At 65.3% G+C, this 15,068-nt stretch carries 21 protein-coding genes; 12 read left to right on the plus strand and 9 right to left on the minus strand.

Annotated elements, in window-relative coordinates:
* The first annotated feature begins 43 nt into the window (after positions 1-43).
* The 5 genes from cobA to ACZ1I5_RS11235 all read left to right on the plus strand — a co-directional run bounded on the left by cobA (position 44) and on the right by ACZ1I5_RS11235 (position 4,168).
* The gene (cobA, locus tag ACZ1I5_RS11215) at positions 44-832 is read left to right on the plus strand and encodes a uroporphyrinogen-III C-methyltransferase (protein WP_465173765.1); all 789 of its coding nucleotides are present in this window, start codon (positions 44-46) and stop codon (positions 830-832) included.
* Positions 829-1,125 (plus strand): DUF2849 domain-containing protein, encoded by a 297-nt coding sequence (locus tag ACZ1I5_RS11220; RefSeq protein WP_465173766.1) that lies wholly within the window; start codon positions 829-831, stop codon positions 1,123-1,125. The genes cobA and ACZ1I5_RS11220 overlap by 4 nt, the downstream gene beginning before the upstream one ends.
* A gap of 115 nt (positions 1,126-1,240) precedes the next feature.
* Positions 1,241-2,872: a nitrite/sulfite reductase gene (locus tag ACZ1I5_RS11225; protein WP_465173767.1), complete on the plus strand. Its 1,632-nt coding sequence runs from the start codon at positions 1,241-1,243 to the stop codon at positions 2,870-2,872.
* A gap of 122 nt (positions 2,873-2,994) precedes the next feature.
* Positions 2,995-3,420 (plus strand): DUF934 domain-containing protein, encoded by a 426-nt coding sequence (locus ACZ1I5_RS11230; RefSeq protein WP_465173768.1) that lies wholly within the window; start codon positions 2,995-2,997, stop codon positions 3,418-3,420.
* A complete protein-coding gene (locus tag ACZ1I5_RS11235) occupies positions 3,413-4,168 on the plus strand; it encodes a phosphoadenylyl-sulfate reductase (RefSeq protein WP_465173769.1) in 756 nt (251 codons plus the stop codon). The genes ACZ1I5_RS11230 and ACZ1I5_RS11235 overlap by 8 nt, the downstream gene beginning before the upstream one ends.
* Positions 4,169-4,311: 143 nt before the next feature.
* Here ACZ1I5_RS11235 and ACZ1I5_RS11240 read toward each other — a convergent pair whose 3' ends face one another.
* The gene (locus ACZ1I5_RS11240; protein WP_465173770.1) at positions 4,312-5,802 is read right to left on the minus strand and encodes a replicative DNA helicase; all 1,491 of its coding nucleotides are present in this window, start codon (positions 5,800-5,802) and stop codon (positions 4,312-4,314) included.
* A 126-nt stretch (positions 5,803-5,928) separates the two neighbouring features.
* Between ACZ1I5_RS11240 and ACZ1I5_RS11245 the strand changes: the two genes are divergently transcribed.
* From ACZ1I5_RS11245 to dcd, 5 genes are all read left to right on the plus strand, one after another.
* A complete protein-coding gene (locus ACZ1I5_RS11245; RefSeq protein WP_465173771.1) occupies positions 5,929-6,411 on the plus strand; it encodes a UPF0262 family protein in 483 nt (160 codons plus the stop codon).
* Positions 6,412-6,415: 4 nt separating this feature from the next.
* Positions 6,416-7,105, plus strand: coding sequence for a glycoside hydrolase family 25 protein (locus ACZ1I5_RS11250; protein ID WP_465173772.1), 690 nt, complete (start codon positions 6,416-6,418; stop codon positions 7,103-7,105).
* A complete protein-coding gene (locus ACZ1I5_RS11255; RefSeq protein ID WP_465173773.1) occupies positions 7,102-7,560 on the plus strand; it encodes a cytidine deaminase in 459 nt (152 codons plus the stop codon). Before ACZ1I5_RS11250 ends, ACZ1I5_RS11255 begins: the two co-directional genes overlap by 4 nt.
* Positions 7,561-7,824: 264 nt before the next feature.
* The gene (locus ACZ1I5_RS11260) at positions 7,825-8,163 is read left to right on the plus strand and encodes an RcnB family protein (RefSeq protein WP_465173774.1); all 339 of its coding nucleotides are present in this window, start codon (positions 7,825-7,827) and stop codon (positions 8,161-8,163) included.
* Positions 8,164-8,289: 126 nt separating this feature from the next.
* Complete coding sequence (gene dcd, locus ACZ1I5_RS11265; RefSeq protein ID WP_465173775.1) at positions 8,290-8,844, plus strand: dCTP deaminase; 555 nt, start codon at positions 8,290-8,292, stop codon at positions 8,842-8,844.
* A 28-nt stretch (positions 8,845-8,872) separates the two neighbouring features.
* Here dcd and ACZ1I5_RS11270 read toward each other — a convergent pair whose 3' ends face one another.
* The 5 genes from ACZ1I5_RS11270 to ACZ1I5_RS11290 all read right to left on the minus strand — a co-directional run bounded on the left by ACZ1I5_RS11270 (position 8,873) and on the right by ACZ1I5_RS11290 (position 11,977).
* On the minus strand, positions 8,873-9,229 hold the full coding sequence (locus tag ACZ1I5_RS11270; protein ID WP_465173776.1) for a tetratricopeptide repeat protein: 357 nt from the start codon (positions 9,227-9,229) through the stop codon (positions 8,873-8,875).
* A 185-nt stretch (positions 9,230-9,414) separates the two neighbouring features.
* A complete protein-coding gene (locus tag ACZ1I5_RS11275; protein ID WP_465173777.1) occupies positions 9,415-9,843 on the minus strand; it encodes an ExbD/TolR family protein in 429 nt (142 codons plus the stop codon).
* 27 nt (positions 9,844-9,870) lie between these two features.
* Positions 9,871-10,356, minus strand: a complete 486-nt coding sequence (locus ACZ1I5_RS11280) for an ExbD/TolR family protein (protein ID WP_465173778.1) — start codon at positions 10,354-10,356, stop codon at positions 9,871-9,873.
* 92 nt (positions 10,357-10,448) lie between these two features.
* The gene (locus ACZ1I5_RS11285; protein ID WP_465173779.1) at positions 10,449-11,231 is read right to left on the minus strand and encodes a MotA/TolQ/ExbB proton channel family protein; all 783 of its coding nucleotides are present in this window, start codon (positions 11,229-11,231) and stop codon (positions 10,449-10,451) included.
* An 86-nt stretch (positions 11,232-11,317) separates the two neighbouring features.
* Complete coding sequence (locus ACZ1I5_RS11290; protein ID WP_465173780.1) at positions 11,318-11,977, minus strand: energy transducer TonB; 660 nt, start codon at positions 11,975-11,977, stop codon at positions 11,318-11,320.
* Between the two features lie 224 nt (positions 11,978-12,201).
* On the opposite strand from ACZ1I5_RS11290, the gene ACZ1I5_RS11295 reads away from it, so the two are divergent.
* On the plus strand, positions 12,202-13,041 hold the full coding sequence (locus ACZ1I5_RS11295) for a hypothetical protein (protein ID WP_465173781.1): 840 nt from the start codon (positions 12,202-12,204) through the stop codon (positions 13,039-13,041).
* Here ACZ1I5_RS11295 and ACZ1I5_RS11300 read toward each other — a convergent pair.
* The 3 genes from ACZ1I5_RS11300 to ACZ1I5_RS11310 form a co-directional block, all read right to left on the minus strand.
* The gene (locus ACZ1I5_RS11300) at positions 13,038-13,379 is read right to left on the minus strand and encodes a Rossmann fold domain-containing protein (RefSeq protein WP_465173782.1); all 342 of its coding nucleotides are present in this window, start codon (positions 13,377-13,379) and stop codon (positions 13,038-13,040) included. The two genes, ACZ1I5_RS11295 and ACZ1I5_RS11300, sit on opposite strands and share 4 nt — an antisense overlap.
* Positions 13,376-13,747, minus strand: coding sequence for a dihydroneopterin aldolase (locus tag ACZ1I5_RS11305; RefSeq protein WP_465173783.1), 372 nt, complete (start codon positions 13,745-13,747; stop codon positions 13,376-13,378). Before ACZ1I5_RS11305 ends, ACZ1I5_RS11300 begins: the two co-directional genes overlap by 4 nt.
* A gap of 61 nt (positions 13,748-13,808) precedes the next feature.
* A complete protein-coding gene (locus ACZ1I5_RS11310) occupies positions 13,809-14,441 on the minus strand; it encodes a glutathione S-transferase family protein (protein ID WP_465173784.1) in 633 nt (210 codons plus the stop codon).
* A gap of 91 nt (positions 14,442-14,532) precedes the next feature.
* Here ACZ1I5_RS11310 and ACZ1I5_RS11315 point away from each other — a divergent pair, with 91 nt between their 5' ends.
* Positions 14,533-15,045: a GNAT family N-acetyltransferase gene (locus tag ACZ1I5_RS11315; protein WP_465173785.1), complete on the plus strand. Its 513-nt coding sequence runs from the start codon at positions 14,533-14,535 to the stop codon at positions 15,043-15,045.
* Positions 15,046-15,068: the final 23 nt, after the last annotated feature.

Genomic DNA, 15,068 nt, shown 5'->3' on the forward strand with positions numbered 1-15,068 from the left:
CATCCGTTGCGGCCCGCCCGCCCGGGGACCATCTGCACTCCCCATGGCAAGCCTTCTCGATCCTTCCGCGCGCGGGCGCGTGATCCTTGTTGGTGCTGGCCCGGGCGACCCCGGGCTGCTGACCGTGCGTGCGGTCGAGGCGCTGAAGACCGCGGACATTCTGGTTCATGACGGGCTGATCGATTCGCGCGTGCTCGATATCGCGCCCGCCTCGGCGCAGCGCATTTCGGTCGCCAAGCAGCGTGCGCGGCATACGCTGCCGCAGGAGGCAATCAACGCGCTGATCGTCGCGCATGTGAAGACCGGCGCGATCGTCGTGCGGCTGAAGGGTGGCGACCCGTTCATCTTCGGGCGCGGCGGTGAAGAGGTCGAAGCGGTTCGTGCGGCCGGGCTGCCGGTCGAAGTGATTCCCGGCGTGTCGGCGGCGCTGGGCTGCGCGGCCGAGGCGATGCTGCCTCTCACGCACCGCGACCATAGCAGCGCTGTCAGCTTCGTGGCGGGCCAGTGCAAGGGCCTGACCGAGCAGGATTGGTCGGGGCTGGCCGGCAAGGGCCGCACGCTCGTCATCTATATGGGCGTCGCGACCGCGAACGACATTGCCGACAAGCTGATGCGCGACGGCGTGGCACCGGACATGCCGGTGGCGGTGCTGGAGCGCGGCACGCTGTCGGGCAGCCGCGCGATCAAGACCTTGCTCGCCGATCTCGGTTCGATGGTCGATCGCGAGAAGGTGGCGAGCCCGGCGATCATCGTCGTGGGCGAAGTCGTGGAATTGTCGGATGCCGAGGACAAGCTCGGCCGCTGGGCCCGAATTGCGGAGAGTGTCGCGTGAAATTGCTGACCGGGAACGACCTGCCGACCGGCGATGTGATCTGGTGGACCGGCCAGGGCTGGTCGCGCCATGTCGAGGAGTCGGTCGATGTCGGCGACCAGGGCGAGGCGATCGCCGGCGCCGAGGAAGGCGCCCGCCGCGTCAACGCACCCTATGTGATCGATGCGACCGCGACGCCCGAGGGGCCCCGCCCGGCGCATATCAAGGACCGCGTCCGTGCGCTGGGGCCAACGGTGCGGCTCGACCTGACATTGAAGCCCGCCGATCCGGCCGCGGGGAGCTGGGTGATATGAAAACCCTTCTTCCGTTCGGGCTGAGCTTGTCGAAGCCCTGCTCTTTTCTTTCGACCGAAGTGAAGAAGGGCAGCCCTTCGACAAGCTCAGGGCGAACGGTTGTGGATATTCTCTGATGTATAAATACGACCAATATGACCAGGCGATCGTCGATGCCCGCGTCGAGGAATTCCGCGACCAGGTGAAGCGCCGCCTTGCCGGCCAGATCACCGAGGACCAGTTCAAGCCGTTGCGGCTGATGAACGGCCTGTACCTGCAGCTTCATGCGTACATGCTGCGTGTCGCCATTCCGTATGGCACGCTGGACGGACGGCAGATGCGCATGCTCGGGCACATCGCGCGCAAGTACGATCGCGGGTACGGGCATTTCACCACGCGGCAGAACATCCAGTATAACTGGATCAAGCTGGCCGATGCGCCGGATATCCTGGCCGATCTCGCTACGGTCGAGATGCATGCCATCCAGACCAGCGGCAATTGCATCCGCAACATCTCGTCGGATCAATATGCCGGCGCCGCGGCGGACGAAGTGGCCGATCCGCGCCCCTGGGCCGAGCTGCTGCGCCAGTGGAGCACGTTCCATCCGGAATTCAGCTATCTGCCCCGGAAATTCAAGATCGCGGTGATCGCGGCCGATGAGGACCGCGCGGCGATGCGGCTGCACGATATCGGCATCCAGCTGCTCGAGCGGGACGGTGAACTGGGCGGCAAGATTTTCGTCGGCGGCGGCATGGGGCGCACGCCGATGGTCGCGCCCGAGATCAAGGATTTCGTCGGTGCCGACGATCTGCTCAGCTATGTCGAGGCGTGCCTGCGCGTGTACAATCGCTATGGCCGGCGCGACAATATGTACAAGGCACGGATCAAGATCCTGATCCATGAGCTGGGCGCCGACGAATATCGCCGTCAGGTCGAAGAGGAATTCCTCGCGGTGAAGGCGCTGGGCATCGACCCGCCCAAGGCCGAGTTCGACCGCATCACTGCCTTCTTCGCGCCGCCCGCCTTCGAGCAGGGCGCAAGCGAGCTGGTCAGCCGCAGCGACCCTGATTTCGCGGTATGGCTCGACCAGAACGTCAAGCCGCACAAGCAGCCGGGCTATGCCATCGTCAATATCAGCCTGAAGCCGGCTGGGGGCATCCCGGGTGACGCGACGGCGGAGCAGATCGACCTGATGGCGGCGCTGGCCGAGCGCTATTCGTTCGACGAGCTGCGCGTGACGCATGCGCAGAACATCGTGCTGCCGCATGTGCGCAAGGCCGATCTGTACGCGGTGTGGCAGTCGCTCAGCGAGGGCGGGCTGGCCGAGGCCAATCTCGACCTGATCAGCGACATCATCGCTTGCCCGGGGCTGGATTATTGCAGCCTGGCCAATGCCCGCTCGATCCCGGTCGCGCAGAAGATCGCCAGCCGCTTCGCCGATCCGGCGCGCCAGCGCGACCTGGGCGAGCTGAAACTCAAGATCAGCGGCTGCATCAATGCCTGCGGCCATCACCATGCCGGTCATATCGGCATCCTCGGCGTCGACAAGAAAGGCACCGAGAATTACCAGCTGCTGCTCGGCGGATCGGGGGCGGAAGATGCCAGCCTTGGCAAGATCACCGGCCCCGGCTTCGACGAGGACGGCATCGTCGATGCGGTCGAGCGCGTGACCGATCGTTATGTGCTGTTGCGCGAAGAGGGCGAACGCTTCCTCGACACCTATCGCCGAGTCGGCATCGACCCGTTCAAGGAGGCGATCTATGGGTGATCGGCTTCCTTTCGCTCTCCCTTCTCCGTTCGTTTCGAGCGACGTCGAGAAACAGGCAGCGGGCGTGCGCTCAATGTGTCTCGACTTCGCTCGACACGAACGGATGGGGACGGAGTCTTATCATGGGTGACCTACTCCGCTTTCGCGACGACGCCGCGCATGACGAGCCCGCGGTCACGCTCGATTCCTTCATGGGGCAGACCAACGCCACCGCGGTCCGCATCGAAGCGGGCGACGATGCGCGCGCGCTGATCCCGCATCTGGGGCAAATCGCGCTGATCGAAGTGAGCTTCCCCAAGTTCCGCGACGGGCGCGGCTATTCCTCGGCGCGGGTGCTGCGCGAGGCGGGCTATACCGGCGAGCTGCGCGCGGCGGGCGATGTGCTGGTCGACCAGATCCCGCTGATGAAGCGCTGCGGCTTCGACAGCTTCGCACCCGAGGCGGAGATCGACGCGGCTACGCTGCAGGCGTCGCTGGCGCGGTACGAGCATGTCTATCAGGCAGCGGCGGACGGCGCCGTGCCGGTATGGAAATTGCGGCATGGCTGAAGCTGCGCGGAAGATCGACGTCATCGATGCCCGGCCCGCTTTTACGCAGGCGGATGCGGACGCGCTCAACGCGCGCTTCGCGGGGGTCGATACGCTGACCATGCTGAAGGCGCTGTTCGCCGACGGCACGCTCGGCACGACGGCGGTCGTTTCTTCGTTCGGTACGGAAAGCGCGGTGTTGCTGCACCTCGTCGCCCGTGCTGACCCCAGCGTGCCGGCGATCTTCGTCGATACGCTGAAGATGTTTCCCGAGACGCTGGCATACCGCGAAACGCTGGTGCGAGCCTTCGGGCTGACCAACAGCTGGGTGGTGGAGCCCGACGCGGCGGTGCTCGCGGCGAAGGACGACAAGGGGCTGCGCTGGTCCTACGACCCCGATGGCTGCTGCGACATCCGCAAGGTCGAGCCGCTGAAGCGGGCCAAGGCCGGCCTCGACAGCTGGATTTCGGGCCGCAAGGCATTCCAGTCAGTCACCCGCCAGAACATCCCGCGCTTCGAGGTCGAGGACGGGCGGCTGAAGATCAATCCGCTCGGCGATTGGGTGAAGGCCGATCTGGAAGCCTATTTCGCGGAACATGACCTGCCGCGCCATCCGCTCGAGGCGGAAGGCTATCTGTCGATCGGGTGCCAGCCCTGCACCAGCAAGGTGCAGCCGGGCGAAGACCCCCGCGCGGGGCGCTGGCGCGGGTGGGACAAGGTCGAGTGCGGGATTCATGTCGACAAGCCGGGCGAAGAGCCGGTTTTCTGAATCTTCCCTTCTCCCCTTGTGGGAGAAGGTGGCGCGCAGCGCCGGATGAGGGGGAGTGAGGTTCGAGACAATCGAGTGTCCCCCTCACCCTTCCCAAGCTTCGCTTGGGCCCCTTCCCTCTCCCACAAGGGGAGAGGGAGAATTTAATAGCCCACGAAATCCGAGAACCGCGTCACGCTCGGCTCGAACTTGAGGATTACCTTGCCGGTGGCGCCGTGGCGCTGTTTGGCGATGATCAGTTCGGCCAGGCCGAACACGCGTTCCATGTCAGTCGCCCATTGCGCGTGATCCTCGAAGATCTTGGCGCTGTCGCCCTCGACCGGGCGCTTGGGCTCCTTCGCCGCGACGTAATAATCCTCGCGGTACACGAACATCACGATATCGGCGTCCTGCTCGATCGAGCCCGATTCGCGCAGATCCGATAGCTGGGGGCGCTTGTCCTCGCGCTGTTCGACCGCGCGGCTGAGCTGGGAGAGCGCCATCACGGGAACGTTCATGTCCTTGGCGAGCGTCTTCAGGCCGCGGCTGATCTCCGAGATTTCCTGCACGCGGCCGTCGCCCGAGGCCTTGGCCGAGCCGGTCAGCAGCTGGAGGTAATCGACGACCACCAGCCCGATCTGGTTGTTGTGACGCCGCTGCAGCCGGCGCATGCGGGTGTGCAGCGCGGCGATGCTGAGGCCGGCGGTGTCGTCGATATAGAGCGGCAGATTCTCCAGGTCGGCGGCGGCGGCCGCGAGCTGGTTGAACTCGGCGCGACTGATCTTGCCCATGCGCAGCGCCTCCGAGCTGATCCGGGCCTGTTCCGACAGGATACGCGTCGCGAGCTGGTCGGCCGACATTTCGAGGCTGAAAAAGGCAACCTTGGCGCCGACCGATTCCTCGGGCGCGATGCCGTCCTGCATGTCGCGCATCCAGCGCTGCGCGGCGTTGAAGGCGATGTTGGTAGCGAGCGAGGTCTTGCCCATGCCGGGACGACCGGCGAGGATCATCAGATCCGAATGATGCATGCCGCCCATCTTGGCGTTGACCGAATCGAGCCCGGTGGTGACGCCCGACAGGTTGCCGCCCGAGTTGAGCGCACGCTGCGCCATCTTCACCGCGAGTGTGGTCGCCTGGGCGAAGCTCTTCACCTGGCTCTCGGTGCCGCCATCGGCGGCGACCTTGAACAGCTCCTCTTCGGCGAGCTCGATCTGAAGGCGTGGATTGACCTCTTCCGAGGTGTCCAGCGCGCGATCGACCAGGCCACGGCCGACCGTCACCAGCGTACGCAGCATGGCGAGATCGTAGATCTGCTGCGCGAACTGGCGCGCGCCGATCAGCCCCGCGCCCGAGCCGGTGAGCTGAGCGAGATAGCTGGGGCCGCCCAGTTCCTTCATGCCCTCGTCCGCCTCGAACATCGGGCGGAGCGTGACCGGGGTCGCGAGCATGTCGTTGCCGCGCGCCTGCTTGATCGCCGCGAAGATACGGCCGTGCACCGGCTCGTAGAAATGGTCGGGCTCGAGCTTGTCGACCAGATCGTCGGCCAGCCGGTTGTCGATCATCATCGCGCCGAGCATCGCCGCCTCGGCCTCGACATTCTGGGGGAGAGTCTGGGCTTCGGGTAGAATCGGGGTCGGAAGGATCGCTGTGGCCATGGCCGTCTTTCACAGAGGTCACGCGCGGGCTCAAGTGACCGCGCAGTACAATAACGGGGATAAGTTCCCGGCGCCCGGTGAAGCGAGCGTGTTGTTCCCGGCGGCCTTCCCCTTTACGGGAACGTCATGGCCGACCCGCGCATCATCGCCGTATCCCTCGACGAGCGCACCATATTATGGCGCTCGGCCGATATCGAGCAGGAACGGCGAATCGCGATCTTCGACCTGGTCGAGGGCAATTATTTCTGTCCGCAGCGCGCCTATCCCGATGGCTATGCCGGGCCGTTCAGGATCGCGCTGGCGGTGGAGGAAGGCCGGCTGGCGATCGCGATTCACCGCGAAGACGAATCGCATCTCGAGACCTATGTCCTTGCGATGGGGCGCTTCCGGCGACCGATCAAAGACTATTTCGCCATCTGCGACAGCTATTACGAGGCGATCCGGCACGCGACGCCAGCGCAAATCGAGACGGTCGACATGGCGCGCCGCGGCATCCACAACGAGGCGGCCGAATTGCTCAAGGAACGGCTGGAGGGGAAGATCGAGATCGATTTCGACACCGCGCGGCGGCTGTTCACCCTGATCTGCGTCCTGCACATCAAGGGCTGACGGCGTGGCCAGGCGCACCTGGGGCGGCCGGCTGCGGCGCGCCGGGATGGTCGCTGTCGGCCTGTTGCTGGCCGCGACGGCCGGCTGGATCGGCGCACGCGCCTGGCGCCCATCCGACAGATATGATTTTCAGGGCGTCGATATATCCGAGCAGCAGGGCGCGGTCGAATGGTCGACGGTGAAGGCCGGCGGCGCGGATTTCGCCTATTTGCGCGCGACGTACGGTGCCAACGGGCGCGACGGGCGCTTCGCGACCAACTGGTCGGATCTCCAGGCGTCGGGCATGCGCCGCGGAGCGCTGCACGTCTATTCGCTGTGCCGGCCCGGCGCTGCCCAAGCGAATAACTTCATCACCACGGTACCGCGCGACAGCGACGCCCTGCCCCCGGCGGTCGAGATCGATTTCGCGCCGGATTGCGGCGTCCGGCCGGCGCGCGATGTCGTGCTGGATGAATTGCGGCGCTTCCTGACCATGGTGGAGGCGCACAGCGGCAAGCCGGCGCTGATCAAGATCAGCCGGCGGTTCGAGGCGGCCTATCAGGTGACCGGCGCGATCCCGCGGACCATCTGGGCAGTGCAGGATTTCATTCCGCCCGATTATACGGCAAGGCCGTGGCGGATGTGGCAGGCGAACGACATGCGACGGATCGACGGGATCGACGGGCCGGTGCGCTGGGACGTGGTGGCGCCGTGACGGACGAGACCGCCCAGCGCGATCGCCTGATCGCCGCCGCGCGCGAGGCGGCGCTCCACGCCCATGCCCCCTATTCGCGCTTCGGCGTCGGCGCCGCGGTGCTGCTGACCGACGGCAGCGTGGTGACCGGCACCAATTTCGAGAATGCGAGCTACGGCCTGTCGCTCTGCGCCGAGACGGTCGCGCTCGCCACGACCAATGCCCAGGGGCGGCTGCGCGACGTGGTCGCGATCGGCGTGATCGGCGGCGTGATGGACTCGGCGGGCAAGCCCACCGGCACCAAGCCCGTGGGGCCGTGCGGCCGCTGTCGCCAGGTGATCAACGAGGCGGCGCAACTCGGCAAGCGCGATATCGTGGTGTGGTGCGCGGGCGCTGAAGGCGACGCCCATGAGCGGCACCTGTTGTCGGAATTGCTGCCGCACGCCTTCGGGCCGGGCGATCTGGGAATCGACTGACTGTCAGGGTGTTGCTGTTCTGCGACGGCCTCAGGCGTCACGGTTGTTGTACTGTCTGCCGCGCCGAGAAACCCCGAGACACCTCGTCCAAAATCTTCGCGCCTTCGCGTGACATCATCGGCTCGCGAAATTCCACCCCGCCAGTTGCCGGGATCGCCCGTCCACATGTCATTATTATAGCGAAATAAAACGGCCCTATCGGGCCTTTTGGAACGTCCTGTCCCCGAGGTCGTATTGAGCAGGTCAATCAGGAGAACCTCCCCCATGAAGAACATCTTTCGCGCCGGCGTCATCGCCGCGTTGCTCGTCACGTCCGTCAGCGTGCCGGCCATGGCGCAGCATCGCCAGCCTTCCCATCCGCAGGCGCATGGCCAGCAGCAGCGCCCGTCCTGGCACGAGGTCAGCGCCTCGCGCGGCCACAAATGGCGCAAGGGGCAGAAGCTCGCGCGCAATCAGCGCCGCTATGTCGTCAGCGACTGGAACCGTCGCGGCCTGCGCACGCCGCCGCGCGGGTATCAATGGGTGCGGGAGAACAACAACAGCGGCGATTATCTGCTCGTCGCCGTCGCGACTGGGCTGATCGCCAGCATCCTAACCCAGTAAACACTGACGATACGCATGACGGCCGGCCGCCTCGCAAGGCGCGTCGGCCGTTGTCGTTTTGGCGCGGATCGGTCTTGCCCCGGACGGCCATTCCCGCGAAAGCGGACGGCTAAAGGGAGGCGTTTTATGTCGATCATGTCGGACCGCTGGATTCGCGAGCAGGCGCTCGCCAACGGCATGATCGAACCGTTCGTGGACGGCCAGAAGCGCGACGGCTGTGTCTCCTACGGCCTGTCATCCTATGGCTATGACGCGCGCGTTTCCGACGAGTTCAAGATCTTCACCAATATCGACAGCGTGATCGTCGACCCGAAGGACTTCGCGGCGAACAGCTTCGTCGATCGCAAGACCGATGTCTGCATCATCCCGCCAAACAGCTTCGCGCTGGCCCGGACCGTCGAATATTTCCGGGTGCCGCGCGACGTGCTGGTGATCTGCCTCGGCAAATCGACCTATGCGCGCTGCGGGATCATCGTCAATGTCACGCCGCTGGAACCCGGCTGGGAGGGGCATGTGACGCTCGAATTCTCGAACACCACCCCCCTGCCCGCGAAGATCTACGCGAACGAAGGCGCCTGCCAGTTCCTGTTCCTGGAGGGCAACGAGCCCTGCGAGACGAGCTATGCCGACCGAGCCGGCAAATATATGGGCCAGCGCGGCGTGACCCTGCCGAGGCTCTGAGCCCCGGCACGATCATGATGCGCCACGCCTAGCGCGAGGACATTTGCCGCGCGTTGAGCAGGGAAAGCCCCGCGTTCGCGAGAGAATGGGACGAGGCCGTCCGTTCGGCCGTGACGTCCATCAGCGCATCCGGCTGAGCCAGGACCGCCTGATACAGCGCCCGTGCTTCGTCCTGCCGGCCAGTGTTGCGATAGACCGCTGCCAGGTTGAGCATCAGCTCGGGACGTGAGGGATAGATGCGGCGCTCGGCGAGCAGGGTTCGCTCAGCCGTATTGAAATCGCCCTGTTTGATCGCGCTGAATCCGGTGCGGTCGCTCGCGACAGCTGCGCTGCCCGCACCAGCCAGGACAATTCCGGCAATCAGCACTCCAAAACCGATACGCATTGTTCTTCTCCTTACCGACCTTTCCACGAAAGGTTTCATTTTTATGACACTGTTGTGTCACTTCAATGACTCTGCCGCAACAGTTTTGCGACAGAACGGTTACAGATGCAGCGCGGGTTTTCAGGCAACAAAAAAAGGGCGGTCCCTGAGGACCGCCCTTTCCCGCTTTCGTTCGATCAGATCGATCAGAAGTCGTTGCGATACTGCTCGTTGCCGATGAACCCGAGCTTGGTCACGCCGGAGCGCTTGATGACCGCAAGAACTTCGTCAACCCGCGCATAACGCGCCTGGGGATCCGGCTGGAAATGCAGCTCCGGCTCCGGGTTGATGCCCTTGGTCGCTTCCAGATATTGCTGGAGAGTGACCTTGTCGACCGGCGCGCCGTTCCAGGCGATCGTGCCCGCCGGATCGATCGTGACCTTGTTCTTCTGCGGATCGATCGGCGGCGGCTGGTTGTTCGGGTCGTTGATCGGAAGATCGACCTTCACCGCATGCGTCTGGATCGGAATGGTGATGATGAACATGATGAGGAGCACGAGCATGACGTCGATAAGCGGCGTCGTGTTCAGATCCATCATCGGCTGGCCGTCATCGGAGCCACCGCTCATTGCCATATCAAATTACTCCTAAGCTCTGACCGGTCACATCCGCTCGGCGTTGCCGCCGGGCGGGGGCTCGGAAATGAAGCCGACCTTGGCAAAGCCTGCCATCTGCATCGTGTAGATCGCACCGCCAACGCAGCGATACGGCGTGTTCACGTCACCGCGGATATGCGCTTCGGGAAGTTCGAGATCGGGATTGCCGACGCCGCCCTGGCGCGCAATCTCGGCCTTCAGCTTCGCCACCGCGCGATCGAGCAGCTCCGTATGAGTCACCGGCGAGGTACCCCAGTAGATGCCGCAGGTGCCATCGGGCTTCTGCAGGATCGAGAGCGATACATTCTCGGGCTTCGTGGTCGTGGGGTCGTAACGAATATCGGGAAGCTTCAGCTTCACCGACTGCAACACGACGGGCACCGCGATCAGGAAGATGATGAGCAGAACCAACATGACGTCCACCATGGGAGTCGTGTTGATGTCCGACATCGGCTTTTCTTCGGCGCCGTCGCCGCCAACGCTAATTGCCATTGAGGACTATCCTATCCTTGCAACTGCGCCACCGGGAAACTCCGGCGGCGAGGAGGCGGGGCGACGCCAATGAGCGCCGCCCCGCCCCGTCATCAGCGTGCTGCCGTGGTGGTCGCAGCGGCCGGCTTCGCTGCCGGAGCTGCCGCACCCTTGCGGACCGCAACCGCCGGGCGAACCGCGCCGTCCGACGCCAGGTAACCGAGCACGTCGTTCGAGAACGCGTTCAGGTCTTCGGCGATCGACTTGTTGCGACGCTGCAGCCAGTTGTAGGCGAGCACCGCCGGAACGGCGACGACCAGACCGAGAGCGGTCATGATCAGCGCCTCACCGACCGGGCCGGCGACGGCGTCGATCGATGCCTGACCGGCAGCGCCGATCTTGATGAGCGCGCGGTAGATGCCGATAACCGTACCGAACAGGCCGATGAACGGTGCGGTCGCGCCGACGGTCGCGAGGAACGCCAGGCCCGAGTTCAGCTGCGAGTTGATCGACGCTTCCGAACGCGCCAGCGAGCCGTGCAGCCAGTCGTGAGCCTCGACCGGATCGGTCAGGCGGGTGTGCTGCTCCTGAGCCGACAGGCCGTCATCGACGATCTGCTTGTAGGCCGAGTTCTTCTCGAGCTTCGCCGAAGCCTCACGCAGGCTGCTGGCGTTCCAGAAGCCACCGCTGACGCGCTTGTGCTGGTTGATCACCTTCTGCTGCTCGAACAGCTTGGTGAAGAGGATGTAGAGCGAGACGAAAAGCATCAGCACGAGAATGCCGAACACGGTCTGCGAGATCAGGCCGCCTTCACGAAGGGCGGGGACCAGACCGTACGGGTTGTCGCCCTTGGGGGCGGCTGCTGCGGCGCCGGCCGCAAGGATGGTGGTGAGCATTTTGGTTGGTTTCCTCTAGGCTGTATTTTTAACTGTCATATCATCGAGAAACGGCCCGGCACGACGCGCCGGGCCGACTCTTACCCTCAATCCTCGGGCAGCACCCACTTGACCGGCAGATTGGCGGTCGAGACCATGGGCTGGCCATTCTCGTCCTTTGCCGGGGTGTAGCGCACCCTGCTCCGCGCGATGCGGCACGTGGTATCGTCCAACGAGCTGTTACCGCTCGAGGTGGAGATCGTGCACGCGGTCACACGGCCATCGGTACCGACGGTCAGCCTTGCAACAACACGACCCTGGGCACCGGCGCGAATCGCTTCCGACGGATAGGAATCATTGTTGAAGAACTGGCCCGGGTTACCCTTGAGTCCGGCTGCCTGCGAAACGCGTGGCGGGGCCGGCGGCGGTGGCGGTGGCGCAGCGACCGGCGTCGGCACGAATACCGGCGGCGGAGTTTGCACCGTCTGGATGACGACTTGCGGCGGCGCGTTCGTCGTCACGATCGGCGGTGGCGAGACGACCGGGGGCGGCTCGAGCGGCTGATCTGGCGGCGGGGGCGGCGGCTCATCGGGCGGCGGGGGCGGCGGCTCCTCGACGTCGAAGGTCTTTAACTTCTCCGACATAGCCTTCACGTACTTGTACGTGAGACCGGTGACGAAGGCGTAACCCATGACGGCGACGATCACCGACACGATCACGATCGCCACCACGCGGTTGCCGCTTACATTACGGTCAGCATAAGCCATTCAGAAACGAAACTCCTCTATCCGTACACGACGCGTATCGCCGATCCGTAACGTCCGTTCGTTCGATCCGCCTGTCATGGGCTGATGTATCCTTGGACAGGGGCGATCCTATATGACCCCCCAAACCCTGACGCAAACGCTTTGTCTCACGCAACAAACGTACAAACCCAACGTGGCAGAATTATTTCTGTATAAAATCGGTACAAAAGCCTAACTCTTGGCCGATGATTCCCGTTCCCAAAATCGCCCTCGCGGTGGCCCTCGCGGTCGTCGCAACCGCAGCCCCGGCCCAGCAGCGCCCGCCGATTCCCGCCGATTCGGTGGTAATTACACCACCTTACGCGGACTATGCCGATCTGGTCCTGGCGTCCCCGACGATCGTCGATGCGACCATCCGCGGCGCCACCCGGCTGAAAGGCCCGGATGCGGCAGGCGTCGCGACCGGCAGTGCCCGACTTTATATAGAGGCCGATGTCCTGGCACTGATTCGCGGCGCTGCAGCATCGCCGCAGCGAATCGCCTATGTCCTCGACGTGCCGGTCAACGCGCGCGGGCAGCTGCCCAAATTGCGCAAGCTGCGGGTATTGCTGTTCGCCCGGCCGGTCGCGGGCAATCCGGCGCTCGTCCAGCTGGTACGGCCTGACGCTCAGCGCGACTGGACGCCCGCGGCCGACGCGCTGACCCGGCGAATCATCCAGGAGACGCTCAGCCCCGATACCCCGCCCAAGGTGACGGGCATCGGCAACGCCTTCCATGTGACGGGCGACCTGCCCGGCTCGGGCGAGACTCAGATATTCCTCACCACCGCTGACGGACGGCCCGTTTCGCTGGGCATCCAGCGCAGCCAGGGCGAGCCGCCGCGCTGGTCGGTGGCACTGAGCGAGCTGGTGGGCGACGGCGCAGGCCCGCCGGCGCGCGATACGCTGTTGTGGTACCGCCTCGCCTGCGCGCTGCCGCCGGCCCTGCCCGCCGCCAGCCTCGCGTCGCTGGCTGAAAGCGATGCCGCCATCGCGCGCGAGGATTATCGCCTGGTGCTTCGCTCGCTCGGTCCGTGCACTCGCTAGGCTGACCCCGCGACCGTCAGCACCTGGCCCGTGGTAGAGCGCGCCGTGGCGAGAAACCGGGCCGCGGCGATCACGTCGTCCGGCGCGGCGCCAGCCGCCACGTCGATCGCGCCGATTCGGGCATCCGGCGCCAGCTCGACCGCGAGCGCGCCGATCGCGGCGAGCAGCATGGCACGCTCGATCGGCGCGATCGACGAATCGATCAGCAACAGGACGACTTCACCCTCCGCCCCGCGCAATATTTCGACGACCTCCCCCGCCTGCCCGGCCCGGGCGCTGACCAGGGTGGCGCCGGAAACCGTCGCAAGCGAATCGCGAACGGCTTCCTCCAGGATCATTTCCGGTGGCGGACGAGCGTGATGCCAATCGATTCGCCGTCCTCGGCGATCGCGAGCTTGACGATCTTCACCTTGACCCGCGCGACGCGCCGGTCCTGCAGGAACAATGTCTCGGCGATATGATCTGCGACCCCCTCGACCAGGGTGAAATGCACGCCCGGGGGCAGCGCCGTCGTCGCCGCGCGCTTCAGATCGAGATAGTTCTTGGTCGCGCCGAGCGGCGAATCCGGGGCAAAATGCGCGGGACAATCGAGATCGACCGTCAGCGAGATGCGCAGCGGCTGCGGCAAATGGGTTTCTTCGGAATAGATGCCGGTCAGGACCGGTACCTCGAGATCATGCACTTCAAGGCTGAGACGATCGTCCAAGCGCGGACCTTTCATAATGTGGCCGGCGCCATAGCAGATGGCGGCGCGGTGGAAAGCCGCGTCAGGCGGTGGCGCTTGGCCGGCCGCTCACCGCCGCATGCCAGCGCGCAACCGCCCGGCAGCCCTCGGGCACCTTGAATCTGGCGGCGCGGGCGAAATCGATCGTCACCAGCGCGGTGATGTCCGCAAAGCTGAAGGCATCGGTCGCGATCCAGTCCCGATCCGCCAGCCGCGCGTCGAGCGAGTCGATAAAGGCGCCCCACATGATGAGGCCCCGCGCGCCGAGCTCCGGAATTTGCGGCATGGCCGGCCATTTGCCGGGTGCCGCGCGATCCTGGAAGGCGGGATGCGCGTTGCGAAAGGCATAGACGGCGGCGGCATAGCCGTCCGATTCGATTCGCCTGGTCCAGGATTCGATTCGCCCGATATCGAGCGGCGTGGTGCCGAACAGCGCGGGCGCCGGCTGCACCGCCTCGAAATAGCGGCAGATCGCGGCCGATTCGCAGATGACCTCGCCATCGTCGAGCTCCAGCGCGGGCACGGCGCCGCGTGGATTGACCGCGAGATAGGGATCGGCGAGCTGCTCGTTCCGGCGCAGATCGACCATCACGCGTTCGATCTCGATGCCCTTCTCGGCCAGGAAGATGCGCACGCGCCGCGGACTTGGGGCGAATTCGGCATCGTACAGCTTCATCGGACGACTCAATTCGGCTTGCGTTCAGGCTGACGGAGGCTAAAGCGCGCGGCCCCGTGCGTCCATGCCGGGACTCGCAGGAGCCACTCCATTGATCAGGATCGCGCCGATTTCCGAAGTTGAACCGCAAGCGGTGGAGCAGTTGCTCGACCGCGCGTTCGGCACGGACCGGCACGAGCGAACCGCCTATCGGATTCGCGAGGGCATGCCCGCGATTCCCCGGCTGAGCTTCGCCGCGTTCGAGCAGGACGCGCTCGTCGGCACGATCCAGTGCTGGCCGATCCTGTTCAGCGGCGATGACGGCCGCGACGTGCCGCTGGTGATGGTCGGCCCGGTCGCGGTCGAGCCGGCGCGGCAGCGCGACGGCATCGGGCGCGACTTGATGCTCTGCGCGCTGAACGCAGCGGTCGCCACGGGCGAGGCGGAGTCGCTGATGCTGATCGGCGATCCGGAATATTATGGCCGCTTCTTCGGCTTCACCGCCGACCGGACCGCCAAATGGCGTGTGCCGGGGTCAGTCGAGCAGCGCCGGCTGCTGGCGCTGGGCGATTCGGTGCCGACGGGCGCGGGGATGCTCGGCCCACGCGTCGCCGCGCTCGCCTGAGCTTTACGCCCGGGCGGGGCTGT

This window comes from Sphingomonas sp. BL-S-30 (assembly GCF_055521475.1).